25 protein-coding genes are annotated in these 26,314 nt (G+C 61.4%); 15 read left to right on the plus strand and 10 right to left on the minus strand.

From position 1 onward, the window contains the following. Positions 1-118: 118 nt before the first annotated feature. From znuB to zur, 3 genes are read right to left on the minus strand one after another with little or no spacing between them, the layout of a single operon-like run. Positions 119-901, minus strand: a complete 783-nt coding sequence (gene znuB / locus ACF8GF_RS15025) for a zinc ABC transporter permease subunit ZnuB (RefSeq protein WP_176683010.1) — start codon at positions 899-901, stop codon at positions 119-121. Then, a complete protein-coding gene (znuC, locus tag ACF8GF_RS15030; RefSeq protein ID WP_003253004.1) occupies positions 894-1,667 on the minus strand; it encodes a zinc ABC transporter ATP-binding protein ZnuC in 774 nt (257 codons plus the stop codon). Before znuC ends, znuB begins: the two co-directional genes overlap by 8 nt. Next, positions 1,664-2,149: a zinc uptake transcriptional repressor Zur gene (zur, locus tag ACF8GF_RS15035; protein WP_176683011.1), complete on the minus strand. Its 486-nt coding sequence runs from the start codon at positions 2,147-2,149 to the stop codon at positions 1,664-1,666. The genes znuC and zur overlap by 4 nt, the downstream gene beginning before the upstream one ends. A gap of 66 nt (positions 2,150-2,215) precedes the next feature. Here zur and ACF8GF_RS15040 point away from each other — a divergent pair, with 66 nt between their 5' ends. Then, positions 2,216-3,124, plus strand: a complete 909-nt coding sequence (locus ACF8GF_RS15040) for a zinc ABC transporter substrate-binding protein (RefSeq protein WP_392487819.1) — start codon at positions 2,216-2,218, stop codon at positions 3,122-3,124. Between the two features lie 111 nt (positions 3,125-3,235). Here the strand turns inward: ACF8GF_RS15040 and ACF8GF_RS15045 are convergent, their stop codons facing one another. Both ACF8GF_RS15045 and ACF8GF_RS15050 read right to left on the minus strand, forming a co-directional pair. Further along, positions 3,236-4,186 (minus strand): homoserine kinase, encoded by a 951-nt coding sequence (locus ACF8GF_RS15045; protein ID WP_176683013.1) that lies wholly within the window; start codon positions 4,184-4,186, stop codon positions 3,236-3,238. A gap of 69 nt (positions 4,187-4,255) precedes the next feature. Further along, positions 4,256-4,543 carry a DUF2782 domain-containing protein gene (locus ACF8GF_RS15050; RefSeq protein ID WP_176683014.1) on the minus strand — a complete coding sequence of 96 codons (288 nt, stop codon included), beginning with the start codon at positions 4,541-4,543 and terminating at the stop codon, positions 4,256-4,258. A gap of 75 nt (positions 4,544-4,618) precedes the next feature. On the opposite strand from ACF8GF_RS15050, the gene polA reads away from it, so the two are divergent. Further along, positions 4,619-7,366, plus strand: coding sequence for a DNA polymerase I (gene polA / locus ACF8GF_RS15055; protein ID WP_176683015.1), 2,748 nt, complete (start codon positions 4,619-4,621; stop codon positions 7,364-7,366). Positions 7,367-7,911: 545 nt separating this feature from the next. Here the strand turns inward: polA and yihA are convergent. After that, positions 7,912-8,544 carry a ribosome biogenesis GTP-binding protein YihA/YsxC gene (gene yihA / locus ACF8GF_RS15060; protein ID WP_003252993.1) on the minus strand — a complete coding sequence of 211 codons (633 nt, stop codon included), beginning with the start codon at positions 8,542-8,544 and terminating at the stop codon, positions 7,912-7,914. A gap of 201 nt (positions 8,545-8,745) precedes the next feature. Here yihA and ACF8GF_RS15065 point away from each other — a divergent pair, with 201 nt between their 5' ends. The 7 genes from ACF8GF_RS15065 to ACF8GF_RS15095 all read left to right on the plus strand — a co-directional run bounded on the left by ACF8GF_RS15065 (position 8,746) and on the right by ACF8GF_RS15095 (position 15,984). Then, positions 8,746-9,048, plus strand: a complete 303-nt coding sequence (locus ACF8GF_RS15065) for a cytochrome c5 family protein (protein WP_209968914.1) — start codon at positions 8,746-8,748, stop codon at positions 9,046-9,048. 31 nt (positions 9,049-9,079) lie between these two features. Further along, on the plus strand, positions 9,080-9,697 hold the full coding sequence (locus ACF8GF_RS15070; RefSeq protein ID WP_176683016.1) for a cytochrome c: 618 nt from the start codon (positions 9,080-9,082) through the stop codon (positions 9,695-9,697). A gap of 151 nt (positions 9,698-9,848) precedes the next feature. Further along, positions 9,849-10,481: a thiol:disulfide interchange protein DsbA gene (gene dsbA, locus ACF8GF_RS15075; RefSeq protein WP_020191156.1), complete on the plus strand. Its 633-nt coding sequence runs from the start codon at positions 9,849-9,851 to the stop codon at positions 10,479-10,481. A gap of 12 nt (positions 10,482-10,493) precedes the next feature. Then, positions 10,494-11,348 (plus strand): endonuclease/exonuclease/phosphatase family protein, encoded by an 855-nt coding sequence (locus ACF8GF_RS15080; protein WP_103443600.1) that lies wholly within the window; start codon positions 10,494-10,496, stop codon positions 11,346-11,348. A gap of 27 nt (positions 11,349-11,375) precedes the next feature. Then, a complete protein-coding gene (locus ACF8GF_RS15085; protein ID WP_392487820.1) occupies positions 11,376-13,313 on the plus strand; it encodes a GGDEF domain-containing protein in 1,938 nt (645 codons plus the stop codon). Between the two features lie 77 nt (positions 13,314-13,390). Continuing rightward, positions 13,391-14,179, plus strand: coding sequence for an N-acetylmuramoyl-L-alanine amidase (locus tag ACF8GF_RS15090; protein WP_176683018.1), 789 nt, complete (start codon positions 13,391-13,393; stop codon positions 14,177-14,179). Between the two features lie 206 nt (positions 14,180-14,385). Further along, entirely contained in the window at positions 14,386-15,984 is a 1,599-nt protein-coding gene (locus ACF8GF_RS15095; protein WP_392460501.1) for an EAL domain-containing protein, read from the plus strand. A 14-nt stretch (positions 15,985-15,998) separates the two neighbouring features. On the opposite strand, the gene ACF8GF_RS15100 is transcribed toward ACF8GF_RS15095, so the two are convergent. After that, positions 15,999-17,780 (minus strand): KinB sensor domain-containing domain, encoded by a 1,782-nt coding sequence (locus ACF8GF_RS15100; RefSeq protein ID WP_392487821.1) that lies wholly within the window; start codon positions 17,778-17,780, stop codon positions 15,999-16,001. Then, positions 17,777-19,123, minus strand: coding sequence for a sigma-54-dependent response regulator transcription factor AlgB (gene algB / locus ACF8GF_RS15105; RefSeq protein ID WP_176683021.1), 1,347 nt, complete (start codon positions 19,121-19,123; stop codon positions 17,777-17,779). The genes ACF8GF_RS15100 and algB overlap by 4 nt, the downstream gene beginning before the upstream one ends. 210 nt (positions 19,124-19,333) lie before the next feature. Between algB and ACF8GF_RS15110 the strand changes: the two genes are divergently transcribed. From ACF8GF_RS15110 to ACF8GF_RS15135, 6 genes are all read left to right on the plus strand, one after another. Further along, positions 19,334-20,155 (plus strand): BON domain-containing protein, encoded by an 822-nt coding sequence (locus ACF8GF_RS15110; RefSeq protein WP_392487822.1) that lies wholly within the window; start codon positions 19,334-19,336, stop codon positions 20,153-20,155. A 174-nt stretch (positions 20,156-20,329) separates the two neighbouring features. After that, entirely contained in the window at positions 20,330-20,620 is a 291-nt protein-coding gene (locus ACF8GF_RS15115; RefSeq protein WP_176683023.1) for a hypothetical protein, read from the plus strand. A 43-nt stretch (positions 20,621-20,663) separates the two neighbouring features. Beyond that, positions 20,664-20,825 carry a DUF1328 domain-containing protein gene (locus ACF8GF_RS15120; protein ID WP_003252966.1) on the plus strand — a complete coding sequence of 54 codons (162 nt, stop codon included), beginning with the start codon at positions 20,664-20,666 and terminating at the stop codon, positions 20,823-20,825. 5 nt (positions 20,826-20,830) lie between these two features. After that, a complete protein-coding gene (locus tag ACF8GF_RS15125; protein WP_392487823.1) occupies positions 20,831-21,310 on the plus strand; it encodes an inhibitor of vertebrate lysozyme family protein in 480 nt (159 codons plus the stop codon). A gap of 746 nt (positions 21,311-22,056) precedes the next feature. Further along, positions 22,057-23,385 carry a glutamate/aspartate:proton symporter GltP gene (gene gltP / locus ACF8GF_RS15130; protein ID WP_176683025.1) on the plus strand — a complete coding sequence of 443 codons (1,329 nt, stop codon included), beginning with the start codon at positions 22,057-22,059 and terminating at the stop codon, positions 23,383-23,385. 147 nt (positions 23,386-23,532) lie between these two features. Then, the gene (locus ACF8GF_RS15135) at positions 23,533-24,762 is read left to right on the plus strand and encodes a nucleoside recognition domain-containing protein (RefSeq protein ID WP_176683026.1); all 1,230 of its coding nucleotides are present in this window, start codon (positions 23,533-23,535) and stop codon (positions 24,760-24,762) included. On the opposite strand, the gene ACF8GF_RS15140 is transcribed toward ACF8GF_RS15135, so the two are convergent. Both ACF8GF_RS15140 and ACF8GF_RS15145 read right to left on the minus strand, forming a co-directional pair. Next, positions 24,744-25,379 carry an ABC-type transport auxiliary lipoprotein family protein gene (locus tag ACF8GF_RS15140; protein ID WP_176683027.1) on the minus strand — a complete coding sequence of 212 codons (636 nt, stop codon included), beginning with the start codon at positions 25,377-25,379 and terminating at the stop codon, positions 24,744-24,746. The genes ACF8GF_RS15135 and ACF8GF_RS15140 overlap by 19 nt on opposite strands. Beyond that, on the minus strand, positions 25,376-26,314 hold the full coding sequence (locus ACF8GF_RS15145) for an MlaD family protein (RefSeq protein WP_176683028.1): 939 nt from the start codon (positions 26,312-26,314) through the stop codon (positions 25,376-25,378). The genes ACF8GF_RS15140 and ACF8GF_RS15145 overlap by 4 nt, the downstream gene beginning before the upstream one ends.

Consider the following 26,314-nt stretch of genomic DNA (forward strand, 5'->3'; position numbering starts at 1 on the left):
CTCTCTATTTGCGCAAAAAGCGAGCAAGTCTACACCCAGGTGCGCACGCTCGAAAATAGGCCTTACAGACCCTTTACCGGCCAAAGGTTGCAAGGCGTGCCTGCACACGCCCTGCTTTTCAGCGTTTTGGCAGGGCCAGGCTCAGCAAGAATAGCACCGCGGCGCAGACCACGATCGACGGCCCGGCGGGGGTGTCCTTGAACCAGGACATGGCCAGGCCGCCGCAGACCGCAGAGACGCCCAGCAGGCTGGCACCCAAGGCCATCTGCTCTGGTGAGCGGGCGTGCCGCTGTGCCGCAGCCGCAGGGATGATCAGCAGTGAGGTGATCAGCAAAACGCCAACGATTTTCATGGCTACCGCAATCACCACTGCGATCAGCAGCATCAGCGCCATGCGCAGCCCGGCCACGGGCAGGCCTTCGACCATGGCCAGTTCTTCGTGCACGGTAACCGCCAGCAGCGGCCGCCACAGCGCAGCGAGCAGCAGCAGGACCAGTGCACTGCCGCCGAGGATCCAGGCCAGGTCGGTGGGGCTGATGGCCAGCAGATCGCCGAACAGGTAAGCCATCAGGTCGATGCGCACATCGTGCATGAAGCTCAGCACCACCAGGCCCAGCGACAAGGTGCTGGGGGCCAGGATGCCCAGGAGGGTGTCGGAGGCCAGCGGCTGGCGTTGCTGCAATGTCACCAGCAGAATCGCCAGCAACAGGCAGCCCACGGTTACTGCCAGTGCCGGGCTGACGTCCAGGGCAAAGCCCAGGGCCACACCGAGCAGCGCGGCATGAGACAGGGTGTCGCCAAAATAGGCCATGCGCCGCCATACCACGAAGGAGCCCAGTGGGCCTGCAACCAGTGCCAGGGACAAGCCGGCAAGCAAGGCGTAGAGAAGAAAGTCAGCCATGCTTGCAGTGCTCTCCGTGAACATGGGTGCCAGGGGCGACTACCGAGCCATGCAGGTCGTGGCTGTGGTCGTGATGATGGTGGTAGATGGCCAGGCTCGGTGCTGTCTTGCCGAATAGCTCGACGAATGCCGGATCACCGCTGACTTGCTCAGGGTGGCCCGAGCAGCACACGTGGCGGTTCAGGCACACCACCTGGTCGGTAGCGCTCATGACCAGATGCAGGTCGTGGGACACCATCAGCACGCCGCAGCCGTGGCGGTCACGCAGGCGGGTGATGAGGTTGTAAAGCTCGGTCTGGCCGACTACGTCTACTCCTTGTACCGGTTCGTCGAGCACCAGCAACTGGGGTTCGCGCAGCAGGGCGCGGGCCAGCAGCACGCGTTGCATTTCGCCGCCGGAAATAGTCTGGATCGGGCTGTCGATGACTTGCTCGGCACCCACTTCCTGCAGCGCCGACAAGGCTGCCGCGCGGTCTACACCGGGCACCAGGCGCAGGAAGCGCAGCACCGACAGCGGCAGCGTGGCATCAACCTGAATCTTCTGCGGCATGTAGCCAATGCGCAGCTTGGGCTTGCGCCATACCTTGCCACGATGTGGCTTGAGCAGGCCAAGTACGGCGCGCACCAGGGTAGTCTTGCCCGCCCCGTTAGGGCCAATCAGGGTGACGATCTGGCCTGGGGCGACCGACAGGTCGATGCTGTCGAGCACCGCCTCGCCGCCAAAGGTGACGCCGACCTGCTCCAGGCGAATCAGGGCGTCGCTCATGCCGTGCTCCGGCAGCTACCGCACAGGCCGACCACTTCCACGGTCTGGGTCTCGACCGTGAAACCCACGCCTTTGGCGCTGTTGATGATCGCCTCGCTGATGCTGCTCTGCTCAAGCTCGATGGCCACATGGCAGGCCCGACAGATCAGAAACTGGCCTTGGTGCACGTGCTCGGGGTGGCTGCAGCCGATGAAGGCGTTGAGCGACGCGATGCGATGCACCAGGCCGTTTTCCAGAAGGAAGTCCAGCGCGCGGTACACCGTGGGCGGCGCGGCGCGGCGGCCGTCCTGCTCACTGAGCACCGCGAGGATGTCGTAGGCGCCCAGCGGCTTGTGGCTTTGCCACACCAGCTCCAGCACACGGCGGCGCAGGGCGGTCAGGCGCAGGCCCTGGCGGGTGCACAAGGCGTCGGCTTCAGCCAGTGCGCTGTGTACGCAATGGGAGTGGTCGTGAGGACGGTTGGCCAGCGGTGTGATGGACATGGGCAGCGACGGTTCTGGACAGAGACGTTATTATGTTACCTGTTTCTGACGACTCGAGTATTCACCGTGTCCCGATTCCTGGTTCTGTTTGTCGCTTTCATCGCATTCTCCGCGCAGGCCGACGTGCGTGTGCTCACCAGTATCAAGCCCCTGCAGCAGATTGCCGCTGCCGTGCAGGATGGTCTTGGCAGCCCTGACGTGCTGCTGCCGCCCGGAGCTTCACCCCACCATTATGCGCTGCGCCCCTCTGACGTGCGGCGGGTTGGCGATGCCGACCTGCTGTACTGGATCGGCCCGGACATGGAGAACTTCCTTCCGCGTGTGCTGGGAAGCCGCAGCAAGGCCACAGTGGCTGTTCAGGCGCTGCCGGGCATGAAGTTGCGCCACTTTGGCGAGGACAGCCATTCCCATGAGGAAGAAGACCACAGCGACCACGACCATGACCACCGCCCGGGCAGTCTTGATGCACACTTGTGGCTATCGTCGGCCAATGCGCGAGTAATCGCAGCAAAAATGGCGGCTGACCTGGCCAAGGTCGATCCGGCCAATGCGGCTCGCTATCAGAGCAACCTGAAGGCCTTCGATGAACGCCTGGATGCGTTGGATGAGCGTATCAAGGCTCGGGTGGCCGGTATTGCCGGCAAGCCGTACTTCGTCTTCCACGAAGCCTTCGATTATTTTGAGGCTGAGTATGGCTTGAAGCACGCGGGCGTGTTCAGCGTGGCATCCGAGGTGCAGCCTGGGGCGCAACATGTGGCGGCCATGCGCCAGCGTCTTCAGGAAGTGGGCAAGACCTGTGTGTTCAGCGAGCCGCCACTGCGGCCGCGCCTGGCCGAGACCCTGACTGCCGGTTTGCCTGTGCGCCTGGCCGAGCTGGATGCCTTGGGTGGCACCGATCCGGTAGATGGCAAAGGGTATGAGCGCTTGCTCGAGAAGCTGGGCGGTGACCTGGCAGGCTGCCTGGAACAGTTGTAAGCCTGTACCGGCTCCTTCGCGGGTGAGCCCGCTTCCACAGGTACTGCACAGCCCTCAAGGCTGTCGCTATCCCTGTAGGAGCGGGTTCACCCGCGAAGAAGCAGACGCGGTCTACAGCGCGAACGGCAGGTGCAAAGCCACCTGCTGGCGTTGCGCCAGACGTACTTCGAACTCGCTCGGATCGTGGATCATCACATCCATTCCGGCAAACGACTCGGCCGCAATCAGGCGCGACAGCCAGAAACGCACGCAGCCTACCCGCAACATTTCCGGCCACAGCTCGGCTTCGGCTGCAGTGAACGGCCGCAGCGCCGCATAGGCTGCCAGCAGCGCCTGGGCGCGTGGTGCATCTACTGCCCCCTGCTCATCCAGGCACCAGTCGTTCACGGTGATGGCGATGTCATACAGCATCGGCCCGGAGCAGGCATTGTAGAAGTCGATCACACCGGTCAGGTGGGTGCCTTCGAACATCACATTGTCGCGGAACAGGTCGGCATGCAGGTTGGCCCGCGGCAAGGCCAGAATCTGCGCCTTGTGTGCGCTGATTTCGTCCAGCGCCGGCTGCAGCAATGCGGCTTGCTCTGCAGTCAGGCGTGGCAGTAGCTCGGCACCCGAGGCCAGCATCCAGTCCAGACCGCGGTCGGTGCGGCGCTCGATGATGTGCTCGCGGGTGGCCAGGTGAATGTGTGCCAGTAGCTCGCCGACCTGGGCGCAGTGCTGGTTGTTGGGGGCCTTGATGTGCTTGCCCGACAGCCTGGGCTGCAGCAATGCCGGCTTGCCGCACAGCTCGCGCAGGCCGTTGCCGTCGCGGTCACGAATGGCATAGGGCACCGGCATGTCGGCGGCGTGCAGGGTGTCGAGCAGCTCGATGAAGAACGGCATGTCCTCGCTGGGCCCACGCTCGATCAGCGTCAGGACGAACTCCCCCTGTTCGAGGCTGACGAAGAAATTGCTGTTCTCGGTACCGGCGGCAATGCCCTGGAAGTCGAGCAGACGGCCCAGCTCGTACGGCGCCAGAAAGGTTTCCAGCTCAGGCCGGGTCACGGGGGTGAAGACTGACATGATGAAAAATTGCCCATACGGGCACTTCCGCCGGGAAGTGCCGGGTTGATGTGAACGGTGCGCGTCAGCTTACCACTCGAAGATCTTCCAGGACGGAATCAGCATGTCCGGCTGGTCGGATCGAATGAAATTGGCATCAGTGCCATCGGCGCGTACCAGAAAATAAGGCTTGCCGTTTTTCGGCGTGATCTTGATCGCATACAGGAAGCCGTTCTGCCGGTATTCCTGGATGGTTCTATCGCCTTCCGTGCGAATGGTCACCTCGGGATCGGCCGAGGGGGCGTCGTCCGCCGCCAGGGTGACGACAGGCGTGGTTGCCAACAGGCCGAGCAGTAACAGGCGATTGAGTGTGCGCATGATAACCTAGTCCCTTTGTCGTCAATGATTCTGGCTATTCTAGCGCCGGACCCGTCGAAAAGGTTGATTCTGCTCATGAGCCAAGCGCCCCTCGTCCTGGTGGACGGTTCCTCCTACCTTTATCGCGCCTTCCACGCGCTGCCACCGCTGACCACGTCCAAGGGCATGCCGACCGGTGCGGTGAAGGGTGTGCTGAACATGCTCAAGAGCTTGCGCAAGCAATACCCCGACAGCCTGTTCGCCGTGGTGTTCGACGCCAAGGGCGGCACCTTCCGCGATGCCATGTTCGCCGAGTACAAGGCCAACCGCCCCAGCATGCCGGACGACCTGCGGGTACAGATCGAGCCGCTGCACGCCAGCGTCAAGGCACTGGGCTACCCGCTGCTGTGCGTGGAGGGTGTCGAGGCTGACGACGTGATCGGCACCCTGGCGCGCAGCAGCGCCGCCCTGGGTCGCCCGGTGATCATCTCGACCGGCGACAAGGACATGGCGCAATTGGTGGACGGGCACATTACCTTGGTCAACACCATGACCGGAAGCGTGCTGGACGTGGCTGGCGTGCACGAGAAATTCGGCGTCGGCCCGGAACACATTATCGACTTCCTGGCCCTGATGGGTGACAAGGTCGACAACATCCCCGGCGTGCCGGGCGTGGGCGAAAAAACGGCGGTGGGGCTGTTGACCGGCATCGGCGGCGGTCTCAGCGACCTTTACGCCAACCTGGACAAAGTGCCAGCGCTGGCCATTCGCGGCGCCAAGACCTTGCCGGCCAAGCTGGAGGAGCACCGCGACGCGGCATTCCTGTCCTACGAGCTGGCCACCATCAAGGTTGACGTGCCGCTGGATGTGGAGGTCGAGGCGCTGGTGTGCGGTGAACCTGACCGCGAGGCGCTGCTGGCGTTGTACACCGAGATGGAGTTCAAGAGCTGGGTCGCCGAAGTGCAGCGCGATGCGGCCAAGGCCGGTGACGATGTTGCCCCGGCCGTGGAGCCTGCGGCCAAGGTCGAGCCCAAATACGAAACCATTCTCGACCAGGCCCGTTTCGATGCCTGGCTGGAGAAGCTGCGCCAGGCACCGCTGTTTGCCTTCGACACCGAGACCACCGGCCTGGACGCCCAGCAGGCGCAGTTGGTCGGCCTGTCCTTCGCAGTCGAGCCGCATGAAGCGGCCTATGTGCCGCTGGCCCACGATTACGAAGGCGCGCCGGTCCAGCTGGACCGCGAGGCCGTGCTGCTGGCGCTGAAACCACTGCTGGAGGACCCGGCCAAGGCCAAGGTCGGGCAGAACGCCAAGTACGACATCAACATCCTCGCCAATGGCTCCCCCGCCATCGAGATGCGCGGTGTGGCCTACGACACCATGCTCGAGTCGTACGTGCTGAACTCCACCGCCACCCGTCATGACATGGACAGCCTGGCGCAGAAGTACCTCGACCACACCACGATTGCCTTCGAGGACATCGCCGGTAAGGGTGCCAAGCAGCTTACCTTCAACCAGATCAACCTGGACAAGGCCGGCCCCTACGCCGCCGAAGACGCCGATATCACCCTGCGCCTGCACCACGCATTGCAGGCCCGCCTGGCACAAACGCCGAGCGTGCAACCGGTGCTGATGGATATCGAGATGCCGCTGGTGCCGGTGCTGGCCAGGATCGAGCGCCAGGGTGCACTGGTCGATGCCGAGCTGTTGAAGGTACAGAGCGGTGAGCTGGGCGTTAAGATGGCTGAGCTTGAGCTGCGTGCCTACGAGCTCGCCGGTGAGGCGTTCAACCTCGGCTCGCCCAAGCAGCTGGGCGCGATCCTTTACGACAAGCTGGGCATGCCGGTGCTGAGCAAGACTGCCAAGGGCCAGCCATCCACCGCCGAAGCAGTGCTCGACGAACTGGCCGAGCAAGGTTATCCGCTGCCAGAGGTGCTGATGCAGTACCGCAGCCTGAGCAAGCTCAAGAGCACCTATACCGACAAGTTACCGGGGCAGATCAACCCGCGCACCGGGCGTATCCATACCTCCTACCAGCAGGCCGTGGCGGCCACCGGCCGGTTGTCGTCGAGCGACCCGAACCTGCAGAACATCCCGATCCGCACCGCTGAAGGCCGGCGTATCCGCCAGGCCTTCGTCGCCAGCCCGGGTTACAAGCTGCTGGCGGCAGACTATTCACAGATCGAGCTGCGCATCATGGCCCATCTGGCCAAGGACGAAGGCTTGCTGCATGCCTTCCGCAACGACTTGGACGTGCACCGCGCCACGGCAGCCGAAGTGTTCGGTGTGGCCCTGGAAGACGTCACTACCGACCAGCGCCGCAGTGCCAAGGCTATCAACTTCGGCCTGATCTACGGCATGAGTGCCTTTGGCCTGGCCAAGCAGATCGGCGTCGACCGCAAGCAGTCGCAGGACTACATCGACCGCTATTTTGCCCGTTACCCCGGCGTGCTGGCCTATATGGAGCGCACTCGTGCCCAGGCGGCCGAACAAGGCTTTGTCGAAACCCTGTTTGGCCGCCGGCTGTACCTGCCTGACATCAATGCCAAGAACCCTGCCCTGCGCAAGGGCGCCGAGCGCACGGCGATCAACGCGCCGATGCAGGGTACTGCTGCCGACATCATCAAGCGGGCCATGGTCAAAGTGGATAACTGGTTGAGCGAGAGCGGGCTGGATGCCCGGGTGATCCTGCAGGTGCACGACGAACTGGTGCTTGAGGTACGCGAGGACCTGGTGCAGCAGGTGAGAGATGAAATTCGCCAGCACATGAGTCAGGCCGCCCAGCTGGATGTGCCGCTGCTTGTCGAAGCAGGCGTTGGTGCGAATTGGGACGAAGCTCACTGATTGAGCAGGTAAAACTGTGTAGGATCTGCGACGTAGTGACGCGGATCCGTGCACCGCTCAGTGCCGGGGGTGCTTAAGTTTCATGAAACTATCGCAAATAGTTTTATGGGTTTCGGAACTAAACCGGTGAAGCGGAACTCAGAGTAACTGAATGGCTGGTGAAGCCCTTCGATGCTCCTATGTTGTGTTAAGTGTTGGCAGATATCTGGACCCCGCCCTAGCGGTCCGGACTTGGACCCCGAACTTCCCCCTCCCCATACGAAGTCCGGGGTTTTTTTTGCCCGGAATTTGACGGTTGGCTTGTACTGAGCCCCCGTAGGAGCGGGTTTACCCGCGAATGCGATGTCGAATTCACCGCTGCATTCGCGGGTAAACCCGCTCCTACAAGGGCCTGCGCCCAATCACCAAAGCGTGTCCAACCCCGATCAGGTGTAGGAGCGGGTTTACCCGCGAATACGGTAGTGGCGGCAACGATGAACGGCGGGTGGAGAGCAGGCCCGGCCCTTTCGCGGGTAAACCCGCTCCTACGGTTCAGGCGCAAAGCATCAAATGACCGGCTTGTCTTCCAGTTCCATCCAGTCCGCCAGCACTCGGTAGGCGTCTTCCACGCCCAGGCGCTTGGGTGCCGAGAACAGCTGGATAGTAACGCCATCCCCCCAGCCCTTGCGGATTTCCGACTGCACTTTCAGCAGTGTGTTCTTGCCCGCGCCGTGGGTCAGCTTGTCGGCCTTGGTCAGCAGGATGTGCATCGGCATGCTGCTGGCCTTGGCCCAGTCGAGCATCATCTTGTCGAAGTCGGTCATCGGGTGACGCACGTCCATCATCAGGATCACGCCACGCAGGCACTCACGGCTGCCCAGGTAGGCTTCCAGGTGTTTCTGCCAGTGCTGCTTGAGTGGAATCGGGACTTTTGCATAACCATAGCCCGGCAGGTCGACCAAACGCCGTTCATCGTCCAGACTGAAGAAATTCAACAGCTGGGTGCGCCCGGGAGTTTTCGAGGTACGCGCCAGGCTGGCATGAGTCAGGGTATTGAGGGCGCTGGATTTGCCGGCGTTGGAACGGCCGGCAAAAGCCACCTCGTAACCCTGGTCGTCCGGGCATTGTTCGACCTTGGCTGCGCTGAGGGCGAATTTGGCTTTCTGGCAGAGGCCGAGGATGGGGTTCTTGACTTGCATGGGATATCCGATGTGGGTGTTGCCTGACTTTGTAGAGCCAAGCCTGGCAAGCGGTGTCGTTTCCGTTTGGATGGCGGAAGTATATAATGCCCCAGTTTTTGTGTGCTCATTCTCCCAGCGAAGGAGAACGGGCATGGGGTGTCGAACAATAGCTCGCGCAACAGAACGCAGCGCGGCCCCCAACCCTGAAGGTCGTTCCGCATGGCGAAATGGCTGCTTGCTGTCGGTATGTTCCTGCCGTTTTTCAGCGCACAGGCTACACAGGATCCCGAGGTGTTGTACAACCGCACGTGTGCGGGCTGTCACACCGGGCAGTTGCCACAGGCACCCAGACGGGGTGACCGGGCAGCTTGGGAGCCAAGGCTGGCGCAAGGCATGGATGTACTGGTGAAGCACGTGACCCAGGGTTTCAAGGCTATGCCGCCGCGTGGATTGTGCATGGACTGCAGTGCCGAGGACTACCGTTTGGTCATCCTTTGGATGAGCGGCAGTCCCGATACATAACATTTCACCCTTAGCCGTGTTGGATTAGCTGATGAACAAACTAGTCGTGAGTCTGCTGTTGACCTTGGGTGTCGCTGGTGCGGCCACTGCTGCGCAACCTATCAAAGGCGATGCCGCTGCTGGCCAGGCCAAGACCGCCGTCTGTGGCGCCTGCCACAATCCCGACGGCAACAGCCTGGCACCGAACTTCCCGAAACTGGCTGGCCAAGGCCAGCGCTATCTCGAAAAACAACTGCACGATATCAAGTCGGGCAAGCGTACCGTGCTGGAAATGACCGGCATGCTGACCGCATTCAGCGACCAGGATCTGGCCGATATCGCCGCCTACTTCTCCAGCCAGAAAGGCAGCGTGGGTGCCGCCGATCCCAAGCTGGTCGAGCGCGGCCGTGCGCTGTTCAACGGCGGCGACCTGGAGAAGGGCATGCCGGCCTGCACTGGCTGTCACTCGCCTAACGGCGCGGGCATCGCCCTGGCCGGCTTCCCGCACCTGAGCGGGCAGCACTCGCAGTACGTGGCCAAGCAGCTCACTGACTTCCGCGAAGGCAACCGCACCAACGATGGCGATGCCATGACCATGCGCACCATCGCTGGCAAGCTGAGCAACCACGACATCGAAGCGTTGGCCAGCTACATTCAGGGCCTGCATTAACCTTCGGTTAATGTTGTAGGCCAATGATGAAAGGGCGGCCGGGCTGCCCTTTTTTCCGTCCGCAGCCGTTACACTACAGAACTCGAGCCCTTCCCGACCTGTCTCAGTACAGGTCGCGTCGTGGCGACCCATGACTGCTCAGGAGTAAAGCATGCGTAAACTGATTCTCAGCGCTGCGCTGGTCGCCGCCAGCGTATTCGGTATGACTGCCGTTCAGGCCGCCGAGCCTGTTGCTGGCAAGGAATACATCGAGCTGAGCAACCCTGTTCCGGTTTCCGTGCCCGGCAAGATCGAAGTCGTCGAGCTGTTCTGGTACGGCTGCCCGCACTGCTACCACTTCGAGCCGACCATCAATCCTTGGGCTGAAAAGCTGCCCAAGGACGTCAACTTCAAGCGCGTACCGGCCATGTTCGGTGGCCCGTGGGATGCACACGGCCAGATGTTCCTGACCCTAGAAGCCATGGGCGTCGAGCACAAGGTGCATGCTGCGGTGTTCGATGCCATTCAGAACCAGCACAAACGCCTGACCGACAAGAACGACATGGCCGACTTCCTCGCCACTCAAGGCGTGGACAAGGACAAGTTCCTCGCCACCTTCGACTCGTTCGCCATCAAGGGCCAGGTCAAACAGGCCAAGGAACTGGCGAAGAAGTATGAAATCACTGGCGTACCGAGCCTGGTCGTCAACGGTAAGTACCGCTTCGACCTGGGTACTGCCGGCGGACCGGAAGGCGTGCTGAATGTCGCCGACCAGCTGATCGACAAGGAGCGCGCCGCCAAGTAGGCGGCATAACCCATGCCCCGCTTCAGAGCTACGCGTGGCATTGGCCTGCACGAGCCGCAGGTCAACGAACATCACCTGCAGGCCCCGGGCCTGCCTGAGGATGGCCGCCTGCGGCTACTCAGTTTCAACATCCAGGTGGGCATAAGCACCGAGCGCTACCGCCATTACCTGACGCGTAGCTGGCAGCACCTGCTGCCGCATAACGGGCGTGCCGGCAACCTGCAGAAAATCGGCAGGCTGTTGGGCGACTTCGACCTGGTGGCCCTGCAGGAAGCCGATGGTGGCAGCCTGCGCTCGGGCTACGTCAACCAGGTCGAACACTTGGCCCACTTGGGGGCTTTCCCCTATTGGTATCAGCAGCTCAACCGCAATCTTGGGCGTTTTGCCCAGCACAGCAACGGCGTGCTCAGCCGCCTGAAACCGCAACTGCTCGAAGACCATCCGTTGCCTGGCCCGGCCGGGCGTGGAGCGATCCTGGTGCGGTTTGGCGAAGGCGACGATGCGCTGATAGTGGTGATGATGCACCTGGCATTGGGGGCCAAGACCCGCGCCCTGCAGCTGGGTTATATCCGCGAGCTGATTGGCGGTTATCGTCACCAGGTGCTGATGGGGGATATGAACACCCACGCTACCGACCTGCTGGAGCACTCGCCGCTGCGCGACCTGGGGCTGGTCGCCCCACAAGTCGAGGCCACCTTCCCCAGTTGGCGACCGCAGCGTTGTCTTGATCATATTCTGCTCAGTTCAAGCCTCACGCTGGAGCGTGTCGAGGTGCTGGCGCAGCCAATTTCGGACCACCTTCCCGTTGCAGTCGAGATTCGATTGCCTGATGCATTGACTGTGGATACGCTGCCGGTTTTGAGCTAATTGCCATCACCGTTTGCGGACCCGGGCATGACTGAAGACGCTGAGCGCTGGAAAGAAAAATACCTTAAAAGCATCGAGCAGCAAGAAAAGCTCGAACGCCGTTGGGATGCCCGTCTTGACCTGCTGCGTCGGGGCCTGGTGCGCAGCACCCTGGCTGCTGAAGGCAGCGACAAGGTGGTAGACGAGTGCATGAAAGAAATGCGCGACGTCATTCGCAGCCGCAACATGGACGCCGGCCTCGCCGGCTTGATTCCGCGCCTTGAGAAAGCGGTACTGGACTCCGAACAGCGTCGCGAGACCCGCATGAATCAGGTCAGCGATGCGCTGACCGCACTGGTTGGCCAACTGCAAGGCCTCCCGCTACCCAGCGATATCTCGCGGTCATTGAAAAAGCTGGCGAAGAAGCTTGACGGTGGGGTTGCCCAGTCACGCGAGCTACCGCCGCTGTTGAGCGAGTTGAGCGGCCTGCAGGGGCGCGCGCTGTCGGCCCTTGGCAAGCCGGGTGAAGAAGCCCGACCAGGTTTTCTGCAGCGGTTGTTCGGAAGCCGCGAGGAAGATGCACAGGCAGGAGCAGCGCTTGCGCCGGTAGCGTTGCCTGCTGCCGAGATTGTGCCCCATACAGCCGGCAGTACCGAGCCCTTGCGGCCCGATGACGTCGATGCGCTACAACCGCTGCCGGCCCCTGCTGCTCTGGCTGCCGAGGTAGCCGAAGCGCCCGAGCTTGAGCTGGAGGCATTTGGCCCGGCGCTGATCGAAACGGCCGAAATACCGCCAGCCCCTTTGCCACAGGATAAGGCGCCAGTGGCGGATGCTGCAGTTGCCGCCAGCGAGCCGTTGGCTGAGGCAGAACCCTTACAAGCTCTTGAAGAAACCTTTGGTGAAGACGGCCCCTATGCACTGCCCTACGCAGTGGAGCCGCCTTACAGCCAGGTTGCCGCGCACATCGAGCAGACCCTGATCGGTCTGCTCGATGACCTCAGCCTACCCGAGCGACACAAGGCTCAGGCGCTGGAAATGCGCGAGCGGGTTGCCCGCGGCTTGAACTGGTATGAGCTGATCCCGGTGCTGGATGACTTGGCAGTACTCATGCTGGCGATCACCGACAGCGGCCAGCACGAATTCGAAACCTACCTGCAGCAGCTCAATGAACGCCTGGAAGGTTTCCAGAGCCATCTGCACGAAGCCAGCGCCGGCCACGCGGACAACAGTACCGCTGCCCGCGAGCTGGATAGCCAACTGCGTGAGCACGTCGACGGCCTGCAGAGCAGTGTGCAAGGTGCCGCCGATGTAGAAAGCCTCAAGCACATTCTGGAAAACCGTCTGGAAGGTTTGCTGGTGACCATGGACGAGCACAAGCACGAGCGTGACCGCCGCGAGCAGGAACTGGCCGGTCGCCTGCAAGGCTTGTCGGAGCGGGTGGCGAGTATGGAGCATGAGGCGCTTGGCTATCGCGAGCACCTGGAAGAGCAGCGCCAGAAAGCCCTGCTGGACCCGCTCACCGGCCTGCCCAACCGTGCGGCCTGGAGCGAGCGAGTGGAACGCGAAATGCTCGACTGGAAGGAAAACGGCGGCCACCTGGCGATGGCGATTCTTGACCTGGACCATTTCAAGCGCATCAACGACAACTATGGGCATCTGGCTGGGGACAAGGTCCTCAAGATCGTTGCCGACCAGTTGCGCAAGCGTCTACGGGGCCGTGATTTCATTGCCCGTTTTGGCGGCGAGGAATTCGTCCTGCTGCTGCCGCAGACCACGCCGGCAGTCGCCGCGCAAATGGCCGAGGGGTTGCGCGCCACAGTCGAAGCCTGCCCATTCCACTTCAAGGGTGAGCGGGTGGTGATCACCACCTCCATTGGCCTGGGCGCGTTCCGTTCTGGCGATCGCAGCGACCAGGTGCTCAAACGAGCCGATGCAGCGCTGTACCGGGCAAAGGAGCAAGGGCGTAATCGCGTCGAGCAGGGCTAGCCAGCCGCCGTCTCCTCGGCAGGCGCAGCGCAGTTGAGCACGTTATACTGTAGCGCTCATACGCTGAGGCCACTGACGTGCTTTCCACGCTAAAAAAAACCCTGATTTCCTTATTGCTGTTGTCTGTCGCCGGTTGCTCGACGGGCCTGCGCATCGACCGCAGTCATCCTTCTGCCAATCAGGACAACCGCATCCAGTTCGTTGTCCTGCATTACACCAATGCTTCGCTGGAGCGGTCCCTGGCGCTGCTTACCCATGGTGAGGTCAGCAGCCATTATCTGATCGGCGATGGCCCGGCCACGGTGTATCAACTGGTGGATGAAAACCGTCGTGCCTGGCATGCCGGTGATAGCCAGTGGCAGGGGCGCACCTGGCTGAACTCTTCGTCCATTGGTATCGAGATCGTCAACCCGGGCTTCACCGATACCCCGAACGGCCGGGTCTGGCACCCTTACAGCGAGGCGCAGATCCAGTCGCTGATCGCGCTGCTCAAGGACATTGTCAAACGCAACAACATCGAACCACGCCATATCATCGGCCACAGTGACATCGCCCCGCTGCGCAAGCTGGACCCGGGACCATTGTTCCCGTGGAAGCGCCTGGCCGATGCCGGGCTGGGTGTCTGGCCGGATGCCAGCGCCGTGGCACGGCAGCAGGCCTACTTCAGCGTCAACCCGCCAAGCGTTGGCTGGTACCAGCAGGAGCTGGCACGGTTTGGCTATCAGATCGATCAGACCGGCGTGCTGGATGTAGCCACACGCCATGTGATCGCCGCGTTCCAGATGCGCTTCCGCCCGCAGCGTTTCGACGGTATGCCGGATGCGCAGACAGCGGCGATGCTGCAGGTACTTAATCGCATGCGTTGAGTCACGGCGGGCGGGGTACTTGTTGCAGCAGCCTTGCGCTGCGAAGAGGCGTTTTTAGTCGACGCAATTGTATTGACTTTAACGGTCTCACCGCAGCCACAAGGCTGCTTCTATAAAGAGTGTGGGTGGATTGCAGCGAAGCGCCAAACGGTGAGGGTGATTATCGATTCAGTTGCTATACCTTTGTTATCAACTGGATGCCTTTGATGTCAGCCTTCTTCGCCTTGCTGCGCCAAATTTTTTACCGTCCCTGGATGCTGGCCACTTTGGCAGCGCTGGCCAGCGCCGCGGTGTTGCTCTCTGCCAGCATCGGCATTGCCCTGCAACAAATGAAGCAAAGCGAAAGCGAACAGATGAATGCCCAGGGCGAGCGTTTTCTGGACCGGCTCGAACAGGTGTTCGGCCAGTTGCGCGAAGGGGTCGACTTGTTGCAGGCCCAACCCTTGCGCGGCTGCAGCCCGGCGATGCTGGCAGCCTTGCAGCAAGTTGGCCTGAACTCGCGGTTCATCTATGAAGCGGCTTATGTGGATGGCAATGTTGCCTGCTCCAACCGCGGTGATGAGCGAGCGTTCGTTCCCCTGCGGGCGCCAGATATCCAGGGGCCGACGTACAGCTACTGGCTTAACACCACCACCGAGCCGAACGAGAACCTGGCAGCACTGATGCTGGGCCGTGGCAAGTTTCTGGTTTCCACCTCCCGTGGGCATTTGACCGATGTGGTGGACCTGCCCCCGGGCGGCAGCCTGGTGGTGGTGCTGGACAACGGCGCCCGGGCCATTCCGGTGCTCGGCCCGCCACAGGTTTGGCCACCGCCCTCGGCCTGGTCGACCAGCCACAAGTCGCTACTGGAACTCAGCGACCGGCTGATCTACCGAATGCCGACCAAGTCGCCGGATTACCAGTTGGTGTTGATCGCCCCCAGGGCCAGTCTGCCGCTGAGGATGAACGGCATGCTCTGGTTGCTGTTCCCCGGTAGCGTGCTGGCGGCCTGCTGCATCGGTTGGTTGGTACTCCAGTTGATTTTGCAACGGCGGTCGATGAGCTCAGAGTTGCAGAATGCCTTGCGTCGTGGAGAGCTGCAGGTGCTCTACCAGCCAATCATCGAGCTCGACAGCCGGCGCTGTGTGGGCGCCGAGGCCTTGGTGCGCTGGCGTCGCCCGGACGGCACCCTGACCAGCCCGGACCTGTTCATCCCGCTGGCGGAAAATACCGGGCAGATTCGCCAGATCACCGACTTTGTCCTGCAGCGTGTGCTTGAACAGCTAGGACAGCTACTGCGCTCGCACCCCAAGCTATACATATCGATAAACCTGGCGGCCTGCGATGTCATGGTGCCACGTATTGGCCGGGTGGCGGCGCGCTTGTTGGCCTTGCATCGAGTGGCACCCAGCCAGATTGCCTTCGAGGTGACCGAGCGCGGCCTGATCGACGTGGTGGTCGCCCGTGACAACCTGCAGGCGCTGCGCGCTGTGGGGCACCAGGTGCTGATTGACGATTTCGGTACCGGTTATTGCAGCCTGGCCTACCTGCAAACCCTGCCAGTGGACTGCCTGAAGATCGACAAGGCATTCATCGACGCTTTGGGCCACGATGCCGCCAGTAGCGGTGTGGCCCCGCATATCATCCGCATGGCCCATGACTTGCACCTGCGGGTAATTGCCGAAGGTATTGAGTTCGAGGACCAAGCGGAGCTGCTGAACAGCGAGGGGGTCAATTATGGCCAGGGCTGGCTGTTTGCCCGGCCGTTGAACGCCCGGCAGTTTGCCGAGTTGGTGACTCGCGGACACCTGCCGCGGCGGCTGTAGGCGCGGTAAAGCAGTCAGACCGGCAGTGCCATGTAGAACTGGGTCCCCTGCCCCGGCCGGGAAAACACGCCCATGCGACCTCCGTGCAGCTGCACAATCTCCTTGCACAGCGCCAGCCCCAGCCCAGCGCCGCCTTTCTTGCGCCCTACCTGCACGAAAGGCTCGAAGATACGGCCTTGCTGCCCATAGGAAATGCCCTCGCCGTTGTCCTCGACGCTGATGATCACCCGTTCTGCGTGCCGTCGGGCATGCAGGCGTATGCGCCCGCCGTTGGCGGTATGGCGAATGGCGTTGTGCAGCAGGTTGTCCAGCACACGGTCCAGCTGGGCGACGTCGGCCTGGATGCGCGGTAGCGGCAGGTCCAGTTCCTTTATCAGCTCGATCTGCTTGTGCGCAGCCTGTTCGGCAAAACGCAATTGCGCGTGCTCCAGCAGTTCGTCGATGGCACAGGGGGCCAGCTCGAGCTTTTGCAACCCGCTCTGATAACGGGAGAAGTTGAGCAGGTCGTTGATCAGTTGGGTCAGGCGCTGCATTTCTTCGCCGATGGTCTCCAGCAGGTCGTACTCGCGGGCCTCGGGCGGGAACTTGACCCGCTCGCGCAGCAGGCCGAAGGCCATGTGCATGCCGGTCACCGGGGTACGCAGTTCGTGGGATGCGCGCAGCACGAATTCGCTGCGCACCCGTTCGAATGCCCTTTGCTCGGTCACATCGTGCAGGACCATCACCGCGCCGAGGATTGGCCCCTGCGGGTGGCTGACCGGGGTCAGGCTGTAGGTGAGTAGACGTGACTCTTCATCGACCTCCATGTTCAGGTCGTCCGGTGGGCGGTCGAGGCTGCCCCCGCGCAGAACCTGGCGTAGTTGTTGCTCAAGCTCGGGTCGCTGCAAGGCTTCGACCAGGCTGCTGCCCACGCGGCTGTCGTTCCAGGCCAGCTGGCGCTGCGCCACTGGGTTGAGGTGCTCGAGGCGACCCTGGCGGTCGATGATCAGCAGGCCGTCGTCGATGCTGTCGAGTACGGCCTGTAGTCGCTGCTGGCCGGCCAGCAGCTCGTCAATGTTGGTGGCCTGGTGCTTGCGCAAGGCATCGGCCATCAGACCAAAGCTGCGGGTCAGCTGGTTAAGCTCGGCGGCCTGGGTGACAGGCAAGGTAACGTCGAAATTGCCCTTGCCCAGTTGGTCGGCCGCCTTGGCCAAGGCTTCGATCGGCTGGCCGATACGCCGGGCGATGTTGTGCGCGGTGATAAAGCCCAGTACCAGCACCACCAGCCCCATCAGGCCGAGTACACCACTGACCAGCAAGGCACGGTCACGGGTGCGTTCCTCGCTACGGGTAATCTGGTCCAGTGCCTGTTTGTGAGAATCGATGAGGTCGGTGCGCACCTGGTTGAACGCGGCCCCTAGTGGCTGATCGGCACCCATGCTGCGAGCGGGTGTGGCGCTGCCGCGATAGGTCTGGAGGAAGGCCTGGTAATTGCTGCTGGCCTTGCTGAAACCCGTGCGCTCACCGCCTTGCTCCAGCCCCTGGTTGAGCAGGTCCTGGAAGTTTTCCTGCAGCAGCCGCAGGCTTTCCGGGGCAGTGTCCTCATCGAGAATAAGCATCAGCTGTTCGCCCAGGTTCTGGCGCAGCTTAAGCCCCACCTCCAGGACGTGGGTGGTATCACGCACCAGTCGCTGTTGCACTGTCGCCATCTGCAGCATGCTGACCAGGCCCAGCAACAGCCCTAGCAACGCCACGGTGACGAGCGCCGAGATGCTGAGGAAAAGCCGCGTGCGCAGCTTCATGGGCGGCCACTTCATAGGTTGTACTGCTTGCGCTTGCGGTACAGGGTAGAAGCATCGATGCCCAAGGTCTTGGCGGCTTGGTCGAGGGTATCGCTGGCAGCCAGTACGGCACCGATATGGGCACGTTCCAGCTCATCCAGGCTAAGCGCCGCACCTACGCGTGGGGCATTGCCGGCGGGTTGTTCACCCATGCCCAGGTGGCTGATTTCCACGCGTTCCTGCGGGCAGATGATGCTGGCCCGTTCCACTACGTTGCGCAGTTCGCGAATGTTGCCAGGCCAGCGGTAGTTGAGCAGGGCGGTGCGCGCCTCGTCACTGAAACCGCGCGCGGGTCGGGAGTACTCCTTGACGAAACGGGCGAGGAAGCGGTCGGCCAGGATGAGGATGTCTTCGCTGCGCTCGCGCAGCGGGGGCAGGTGCAGGGTAATCACGTTCAAGCGATATAGCAGGTCTTCGCGGAAGCGGCTTTCGCGCACCATCTCTTCGAGGTTGAGGTTGGTGGCAGCCAGGATACGCACATCGGCACGTCGGGTAACCGGGTCTCCGACGCGTTCGTATTCCTTGTCCTGGATGAAACGCAGCAGTTTGGGCTGCAAGGTCAGCGGGAAATCGCCGATCTCGTCGAGGAATAGTGTGCCCCCGTCAGCCTGGTTCACCCGTCCCAGGGTGCTTTCGCTGGCGCCGGTGAAGGCGCCGCGGGTATGGCCGAATAGCTCGCTTTCCATCAGCTCGGCGTTAAGCGACGGGCAGTTGATGGTCACACAGGCTTTGCGTGCACGCTTGCTCCAGCCATGGATGGCCCGAGCCAGCTCGCCCTTGCCGGTACCCGATTCGCCAAGGATGAGGATGTTGGCGTCGGTGATGGCGACTTGGCGGGCAGTTTCAAGCACCGACATCATGGCCGGGCTATGGGAATCCAGGCCGTCCTTGGGCTTGCGTACTTCACCTTCCAAGGCTTCCAGGCGCGCAGAAAGCTGGCGCACCTCCAGTTGCTTGGCGGTGGCCAGGCGCAACTGGTCGGGGCTGCACGGTTTGACCAGGTAGTCGGCAGCGCCGGCCTGTATGGCGTCTACTGCGGTGTCGATCGCCGAGTGCGCGGTGACGATCACCACCCGCATCCACGGGGCCTGGATGCGCATCTGTGCAAGCACATCGAGGCCATTGTCTTCACCCAGGCGCAAATCGAGGAAGCACAGATCGAACACCTGGCGCTGCAGCAGGGTTTCCGCCTGTGCGGCGCTGTTGGCGGTGGCCACGCTGTAGCCCTCGTCTTCCAGGCAGTAGCGGAAGGTGCGCAGGATCGCGGACTCGTCATCCACCAGCAGAATGCGGCCTTGGTTGTCCTGGGCTGATTCCATTTCCTGTGCTCCTTAGGGAAAGATCTTTATTTAGTGTGGGAAAAATCGGGCAAGTTGCATGGTCAATTCTGAAGGATTCTGTCCTTTGCACGCTAGCCAATGGCCAGACGATGTTTACAGGCCGTGATTCTTCAATGATTTGCTTAGAGACACGCGCTGGCACATTGGTTGCGATGATTTTCAGATTTTGCCCACGAAGGAGGCACTGTCATGCCCTTTTCCCTGCGTACAGCCGTTTTGGTCGCCACCCTGCTGCCAATAGTTACCCCGGCATTCACCGACCCTGTGCAGGACGCCCGCCTGGAAGGCGCCCTGCAAACCGCTTTGTCAATGAACCGCATGCTTGATTCATTTCGTATCAAGGTTGAAGTGGACGGCAAGCAGGCGCGGCTTTCCGGTGAGGTGGAGAACGAGGTCGAGCGGCAGTTGGCCGGAGACGTGGCCCGTGCTACCCGTGGCATCGAGCAGGTGGAAAACCGGCTGCAGCTAAATGCCCAACTGGTGGAGCGCCCGCAGGAGCTGCGTGCTTACGCCCAGCGCCTGGAGGACGTGACCCTGGCAGCGGTGATTCGTGCTCGTCTGTTATGGAGCCGCACCACCGAAAAGGCACCTATAGAAGTACAAAGCAGTGAAGGTGTGGTGACGTTGCGTGGCAAGGTCGACAGTGCTGAAGCCAAGGAAATGGCGGGCGTGATAGCGCGTACCACCGACGGCGTGTATTTGGTCAACAACCTGGTCAGCCTAGATAGCGCCGCCATGGCCAAGGCGCGGGAAACACCGGCGGGGGCGCCAACCGGGCCGCAACCAAGCGACAGCTGGATCATCGACAAGATCCAGACCAGCTATCGCTTCAGTCGCAACCTCGATGGCCTGAACCTGAAAGTGGCCAGCGAAGCAGGCTTGGTGCGGCTCTCGGGCGAGGTGGTTAGCGCGGAGCAGAAAACCATCGCTGTGGAGATCGCCCGACAGATCATCGGTGTACGGGGAGTGGATGCTGACCTGCTGAAGGTGGCAACCAAGGTTGAAGGCTGATCGTGCAATTCGCACGACCACACGGGCGTCATCGTGCAGGATACGTCCTTGTGGTGTGCTTGCATGTTTTATAAATTATTGATTTATAAGGATTTTATTTAAATCAAAAGGCTGGCATGCAGGCTGCAATTACCTGTTCAGGTTTGAACAAAAATTACAGCAGGAGGAGCCAGCATGAACCGCCAATCCGTCAACCGCTCGCAGAGCGCCGCACTGCCATTGCGCCAGATGCTGACACTCGGCATGGCGATGCTGCTCACCTTGGCCGCTGGCCTCTTCTATTACAGCTTGCAGACGGCGCGTCTGGCTGAGCAGGTCGCCGCTCAGACTGCCCTGTTGACGCAGATTCAGGCAACTCGTGCCAACACCTTGGTCAAGGCCGCTGACTCCCAGCCAACTGGCCAGGCCATTGCCTCACCGGCCACCCTGGAAAAAGTTGTTCCCCAGGAACGTTGGGTTTTCTGACCTGGCGGCCGGATCGATTCCGCAAAAAGAAAGGAGAACTACCATGCTGAGTTGGGCTATCACTTTTCTCATCATCGCCATTGTCGCCGCCGTACTGGGCTTCGGTGGTATCGCGGGCGCTGCGACAGGTATCGCCAAGATCCTGTTCATTGTCTTCCTGGTGTTGTTTGTAGCCTCCTTCTTCTTTGGCCGCGGACGAGGTTGAAGAAGATGAGCAGGAAGCTTCGTTCAGCCGTGGCTGCTGCCCTGTTGCTGGGCGGCAGCGCGGCGGCCATGGCGGCCATGGCGGCCAATGACGGCCAGTTTCGGGTCGACCAACTGCTCGGCTCGGACCCGGAGTACCGGGAAACCTGGCAGGACACCATCGAAGGCGAGGAACGCCTGCCCGAGTGGGTGCTCAATCTGACCGGCAGTGCCCAGCAGCAGATGTCTGCAGTCACGGAAGACGGCGACAAGTACTTGGTCGGTCCGCTGTGCGAAAAGCAGGACAATTGCACCTATAAGCGGCTGATCGTGGCGTTCAGCTGGGACAAGGATGATGCCTACGGGATGCTCGTGGAGGTGCCCGAAGGTTTGCCGAGCGACAAGTCGCCCACCCGTCATGCGCAGTACCGCTGGCTGGGCAAACCTGACGACGGCATGAAGGCAATACTGCAGGAGCAGCTCAAGCGTGACCCGAACTGGTACTGAGCATTTATTGCCGGCACGGATGAAAGGTCACTCACTGTCACGTAATAGAAGCTGAAGCTTTCTATAGTTCAGCCTTCTATGATGCGCCGCCCCGAGGAGGGGTAGCACATGACCAAGGGGCCGGGCTGCTCTGATTGTTCCAGGATCGGAGAGGCCTAGGGGTACAGGGAGTGCCTCCAGTAATGGGCCGGGTCAGGAAAGGCGAAATCGGAAGTTTCAGGTCGGCGGTGTCACAGGGATGCCTTGCCAGACCTGACTTCCGAGGAGCCATGTAGGAAACGTCGCTTCCCTTGCGCGTTTTTTCCCCTGAGACACATTTTGTCTCGACCGTACATCAATTTTTTTTCGGACTTCTCGGCGCTTCTACAAGTGGCATTTCTGCCATTCGGATTGTCGAACAGGCCATCTTTCGTGTCCTATCTGCACCGCCAAATCTGCCGAAAAATGGCGGGTTGGTCTTGTTCGGGATTCCGAATGTTATAAATCAAGCACTTGCGAAGCTGCCGGCTAGGTCGAAAACAGTATGCGTGAACGGCATGGGTCATGCGTTTCAGGCATTAGCTTTCGCCCCTTGCCGTCGCAATAGTTGCCGCCTTTTTCGCTGGCCAGAGCGCCTTGTCGCTCGCCTGCGGTGTCCTTACATGACGTCGCCTGACGTGAAGCCTTTACTGCCCGTGACCTTGCCTATGGCTCTGTTACGCGTGCTTGCGCCAGGTGCCATGACCACTAAAACAAAGGGTAAAGACATGAAGAAGGCAAAACTGAGCCTCGCCTGGCAGATCGTTATCGGTCTGGTTCTGGGTGTTGCAATCGGCGCGCTACTGAATCATTTCAGTGCAGAAAAGGCATGGTGGATCAGCAACGTCCTTCAGCCCGCTGGTGACATCTTCATCCGCCTGATCAAGATGATCGTCGTCCCGATCGTGATTTCGTCGCTGATCGTGGGTATCGCCGGTGTTGGCGACGCGAAGAAACTGGGCAGCATCGGCCTGAAGACCATCATCTACTTCGAAGTGGTGACCACGATCGCCATCGTCGTAGGCCTGGTGCTGGCCAACCTGTTCCACCCGGGCGCCGGCATCGACATGAGCACCCTGGGCACTGTGGACATCTCCAAGTACCAGGCGACAGCGGCTGAAGTACAGCATGAGCACGCGTTCATCGAAACCCTGCTCAACCTGATCCCGTCGAACATCTTCGCAGCGCTGATGCGTGGCGAAATGCTGCCGATCATCTTCTTCTCGGTGATGTTCGGCCTGGGCTTGTCGAGCCTGCAGGCAGAGCTGCGTGACCCGCTGGTTCGTACCTTCCAGGCCGTTTCGGAAACCATGTTCAAGGTCACTCACATGATCATGAACTACGCTCCGATCGGTGTGTTCGCACTGATTGCCGTGACCGTGGCCAACTTCGGTTTCAGCTCGCTGCTGCCGCTGGCCAAGCTGGTGGTGCTGGTGTACTTCGCCATCGCCTTCTTCGCCTTCATGGTGCTGGGCCTGGTTGCCCGCCTGTTCGGCTTCTCGGTGATCAAGATCATGCGCATCATGAAAGATGAGCTGATCCTGGCCTACTCCACCTCCAGTTCGGAAACCGTGCTGCCGCGGGTGATCGAGAAGATGGAGAAGTACGGTGCGCCAAAGTCGATCTGCTCGTTCGTGGTACCGACCGGCTACTCGTTCAACCTCGACGGTTCTACTCTGTACCAGAGCATCGCGGCGATCTTCATCGCCCAGCTGTACGGTATCGACCTGTCTTGGAGCCAGCAGCTGCTGCTGGTACTGACCCTGATGGTCACCTCCAAAGGTATCGCTGGTGTGCCGGGCGTATCGTTCGTGGTACTGCTGGCCACCCTGGGCAGCGTGGGCATCCCGCTGGAAGGCCTGGCCTTCATCGCCGGTGTGGACCGCATCATGGACATGGCCCGGACTGCGCTGAACGTTGTGGGCAACGCCTTGGCTGCGTTGGTCATTGCTCGCTGGGAAGGCATGTACGATGCGGCCAAGGGCGAGAAGTACTATGCCTCGCTGATGGCCGCGAAGCGGGAAGCTGTAGTGGTTGGCGAAACCGCCAAGCGCTGAGCCTGATGGCTGTTTGACCAAGAGCCCCGACTTGTCGGGGCTTTTTATTATCTGCGAGAACTTGAGCCGCGCCTGCAAAGGCTCGCGATCCCCAGTCACAGGCTGCGATACGCTATTATTCGGGCACTTTTCAGGGGGAACATACGGATGCTCAACGGCCTTTGGCTCGGCTTTTTCCTGGTGGCGGCGGTGTCCGCCCTGGCCCAATGGCTGGTAGGTGGCAACGCTGGCATCTTCGCTGCAATGGTCGAAAGCATCTTCGCCATGGCCAAGCTGTCGGTCGAGGTAATGGTGTTGTTGTTCGGCACGCTGACCCTATGGCTGGGCTTTCTCAAAATCGCCGAAAAGGCCGGCATCGTCGAATGGTTGGCCAAGGTGCTGGGCCCGTTGTTTGCCCGTCTGATGCCGGAGGTACCACCCGGCCACCCGGCCCTGGGCCTGATCACCATGAACTTCGCTGCCAACGGCCTGGGCCTGGACAATGCCGCCACGCCGATAGGCCTGAAGGCCATGCGCGCGCTACAGGAGCTGAACCCCAGCAGCACTACGGCAAGCAATGCGCAGATTCTGTTTCTGGTGCTCAACGCCTCGTCGTTGACCCTGCTGCCGGTGACCATCTTCATGTATCGGGCCCAGCAAGGTGCGGCAGATCCGGCCATGGTGTTCCTGCCAATCTTGTTGGCTACCAGCGTCTCGACATTGGTTGGCCTGCTGTCGGTGGCAGTGATGCAGCGCTTGCGCCTGTGGGACCCGGTCGTGCTCGCCTACTTCATTCCCGGCGCCTTGCTGCTGGGTGGCTTCATGGCTTTTCTTGGCACATTGTCGGCGGCAGCGCTGGCAAGTCTGTCGTCAGTGCTGGGCAACCTCACGTTGTTTGGCGTGATCACGCTGTTCCTGGTAATCGGTGCCCTGAGACGCGTGCAGGTATATGAAGCTTTTGTCGAAGGCGCCAAGGAAGGCTTTGACGTGGCCAGGAACCTGTTGCCCTACCTGGTGGCGATGTTGGTGGCGGTAGGTGTGCTACGCGCGTCAGGTGCCCTTGAGCTGGCCTTGGAAGGCATTCGCCATGCGGTGAACTGGATGGGCATGGACACACGCTTCGTCGAAGGCTTGCCGACGGCGCTGGTCAAACCGCTCTCTGGCAGCGCTGCACGGGCGATGCTGATCGAGACCATGCAGACCCACGGCGTGGACAGTTTCCCGGCGCTGCTGGCGGCGACTATCCAGGGCAGTACCGAAACAACCTTCTATGTGCTGGCGGTGTACTTTGGTGCCGTGGGCATCCAGCGCGTGCGCCATGCAGTGGGCTGCGCACTGCTGGCCGAGTTGTCCGGCGTGATCGCGGCGATCTTTGTCTGCTATTGGTTCTTTGCCTGAACCTTCAGTTGTGCCTGATTGGCCTGGGTGATGGTCCAGTTCACGACTTGCCCCACCAGTTGGTCGCTGGCCTGGCCGAAGCCGGCGACCACTGCTGATACCCGTGTATCGTCCAGCGGTTGGCGGATTTCGAAGCGCTTGCTGGCCAGGATGCGTTGGTTGCGGCCCTGGACCAAGCGAGCGTCATAGCGGATCACCACCTCCACTCCCCCATCTGTGCGGTATTCACTCTGAAATGCCTGCAGCTCGCCGGCCAACTCGTAGTCAGCCTGCAGGTTGCTGTCGTCGGCGCTCAGGCGCTGTACCTGGCCCTCTCGCTGGAACCCATCGAGCAAGCGGTTGCGCAGCAGTACCGGGGCCGCATCGCTCCAGCGCGCGCCCTTGTAGCTGCTCACCACATTGCCTTGGGGAATCACGGCAATCCTTGGCCCCGCCAACACTTCACTGGCCAGTGGCTTGTTCAGGCGCAATGACCAGTCCAGCGCCGGTGCCGTGCGGCTAGGTTGATTTACCGGCAGGCGATAAAGGTCCACAGGTTCGCTCTTCGGCAGGATCGAGCAGGCACTGGCCAGGCTCAGCGAGGCCGCCAGGGTCAGCAGGCGCAGCGACGGATTCATGGCTGGAACTCCTTGTTGTTGTCGCGGCCAAGCAGGTAGCCGCTTGGGTCGGCCTCCAGTTGCCGGGAAATGCCTTTGAGTGCGTTAAGGGTTTCGCGCAGTTCACGAATGGCCGGGGCAAGCTGGTTCAGGCTCTGGGCGCCGTCACCAATAGCCTCGCTGTTGTTCTGGAGCAGGTTATTGATGGTTGCCGTGCTTTGGGCCAGTGACTGCATGGCCTGTTCGGCACTGCCGATCGCCTGTTTGCCTTCGCTAGCCAGCAGGCCGTTGGCATTGCGCATCAGCGCCTGGGTTTCGGCCAGAGTGGCGCTGGCCTGCTTGCCCACCTGCACCAGCTGTGCGATGGCCTCGGCGATGCTGCCGTGCTGCCCGGCAAAGGCGCCGGTGGTCTTGTCGAGGTTGGCCAGGGTGTTACTGAGGTGGCCTATGTTGTCCTCGGAGAACATCTGGTTGGCGTTGTGTAGCAACAGGTTGATGTTGGTCACCAGGTCGCTGCTGTCGTTGAGCAGGCGCGAAATTGGCGATGGCGACGCGATGATCACCGGCAGCTTGCCGTCCTTGCCTTTAAGCTCGGGGCTTTGCGGGGTGCCACCGCTGAGCTGGATGAACGAGTTGCCGGTGACGCCGGCCAGGGTCAGTTTGGCCTGGGTGTCTTCCTTCACGGGGGTATCGGCGCTCAGGCGCACCCGTGCCAATACCCGACGCGGGTCTTTCGGGTCCAGTCGCAGGGTGGACACGTCGCCCACCTTGATGCCGTTGTACTGCACCGTGCTGCCGGGGGAAAGGCCGGACACGGCTTCGTTGAACACCACTTCGTAATCCTTGAAGGCGTCGTCGACACTGGATTTGGCCAGCCACAGGCCGAACAGCATGGCCCCGGTCACCACCAGAACGGTGATCAGGCCGATGAGGACGTGATGGGCTCGGGTTTCCAT

It is taken from the genome of Pseudomonas sp. yb_5 (assembly GCF_043103865.1).
Classification (GTDB): Bacteria; Pseudomonadota; Gammaproteobacteria; order Pseudomonadales; family Pseudomonadaceae; genus Aquipseudomonas; species Aquipseudomonas putida_Y.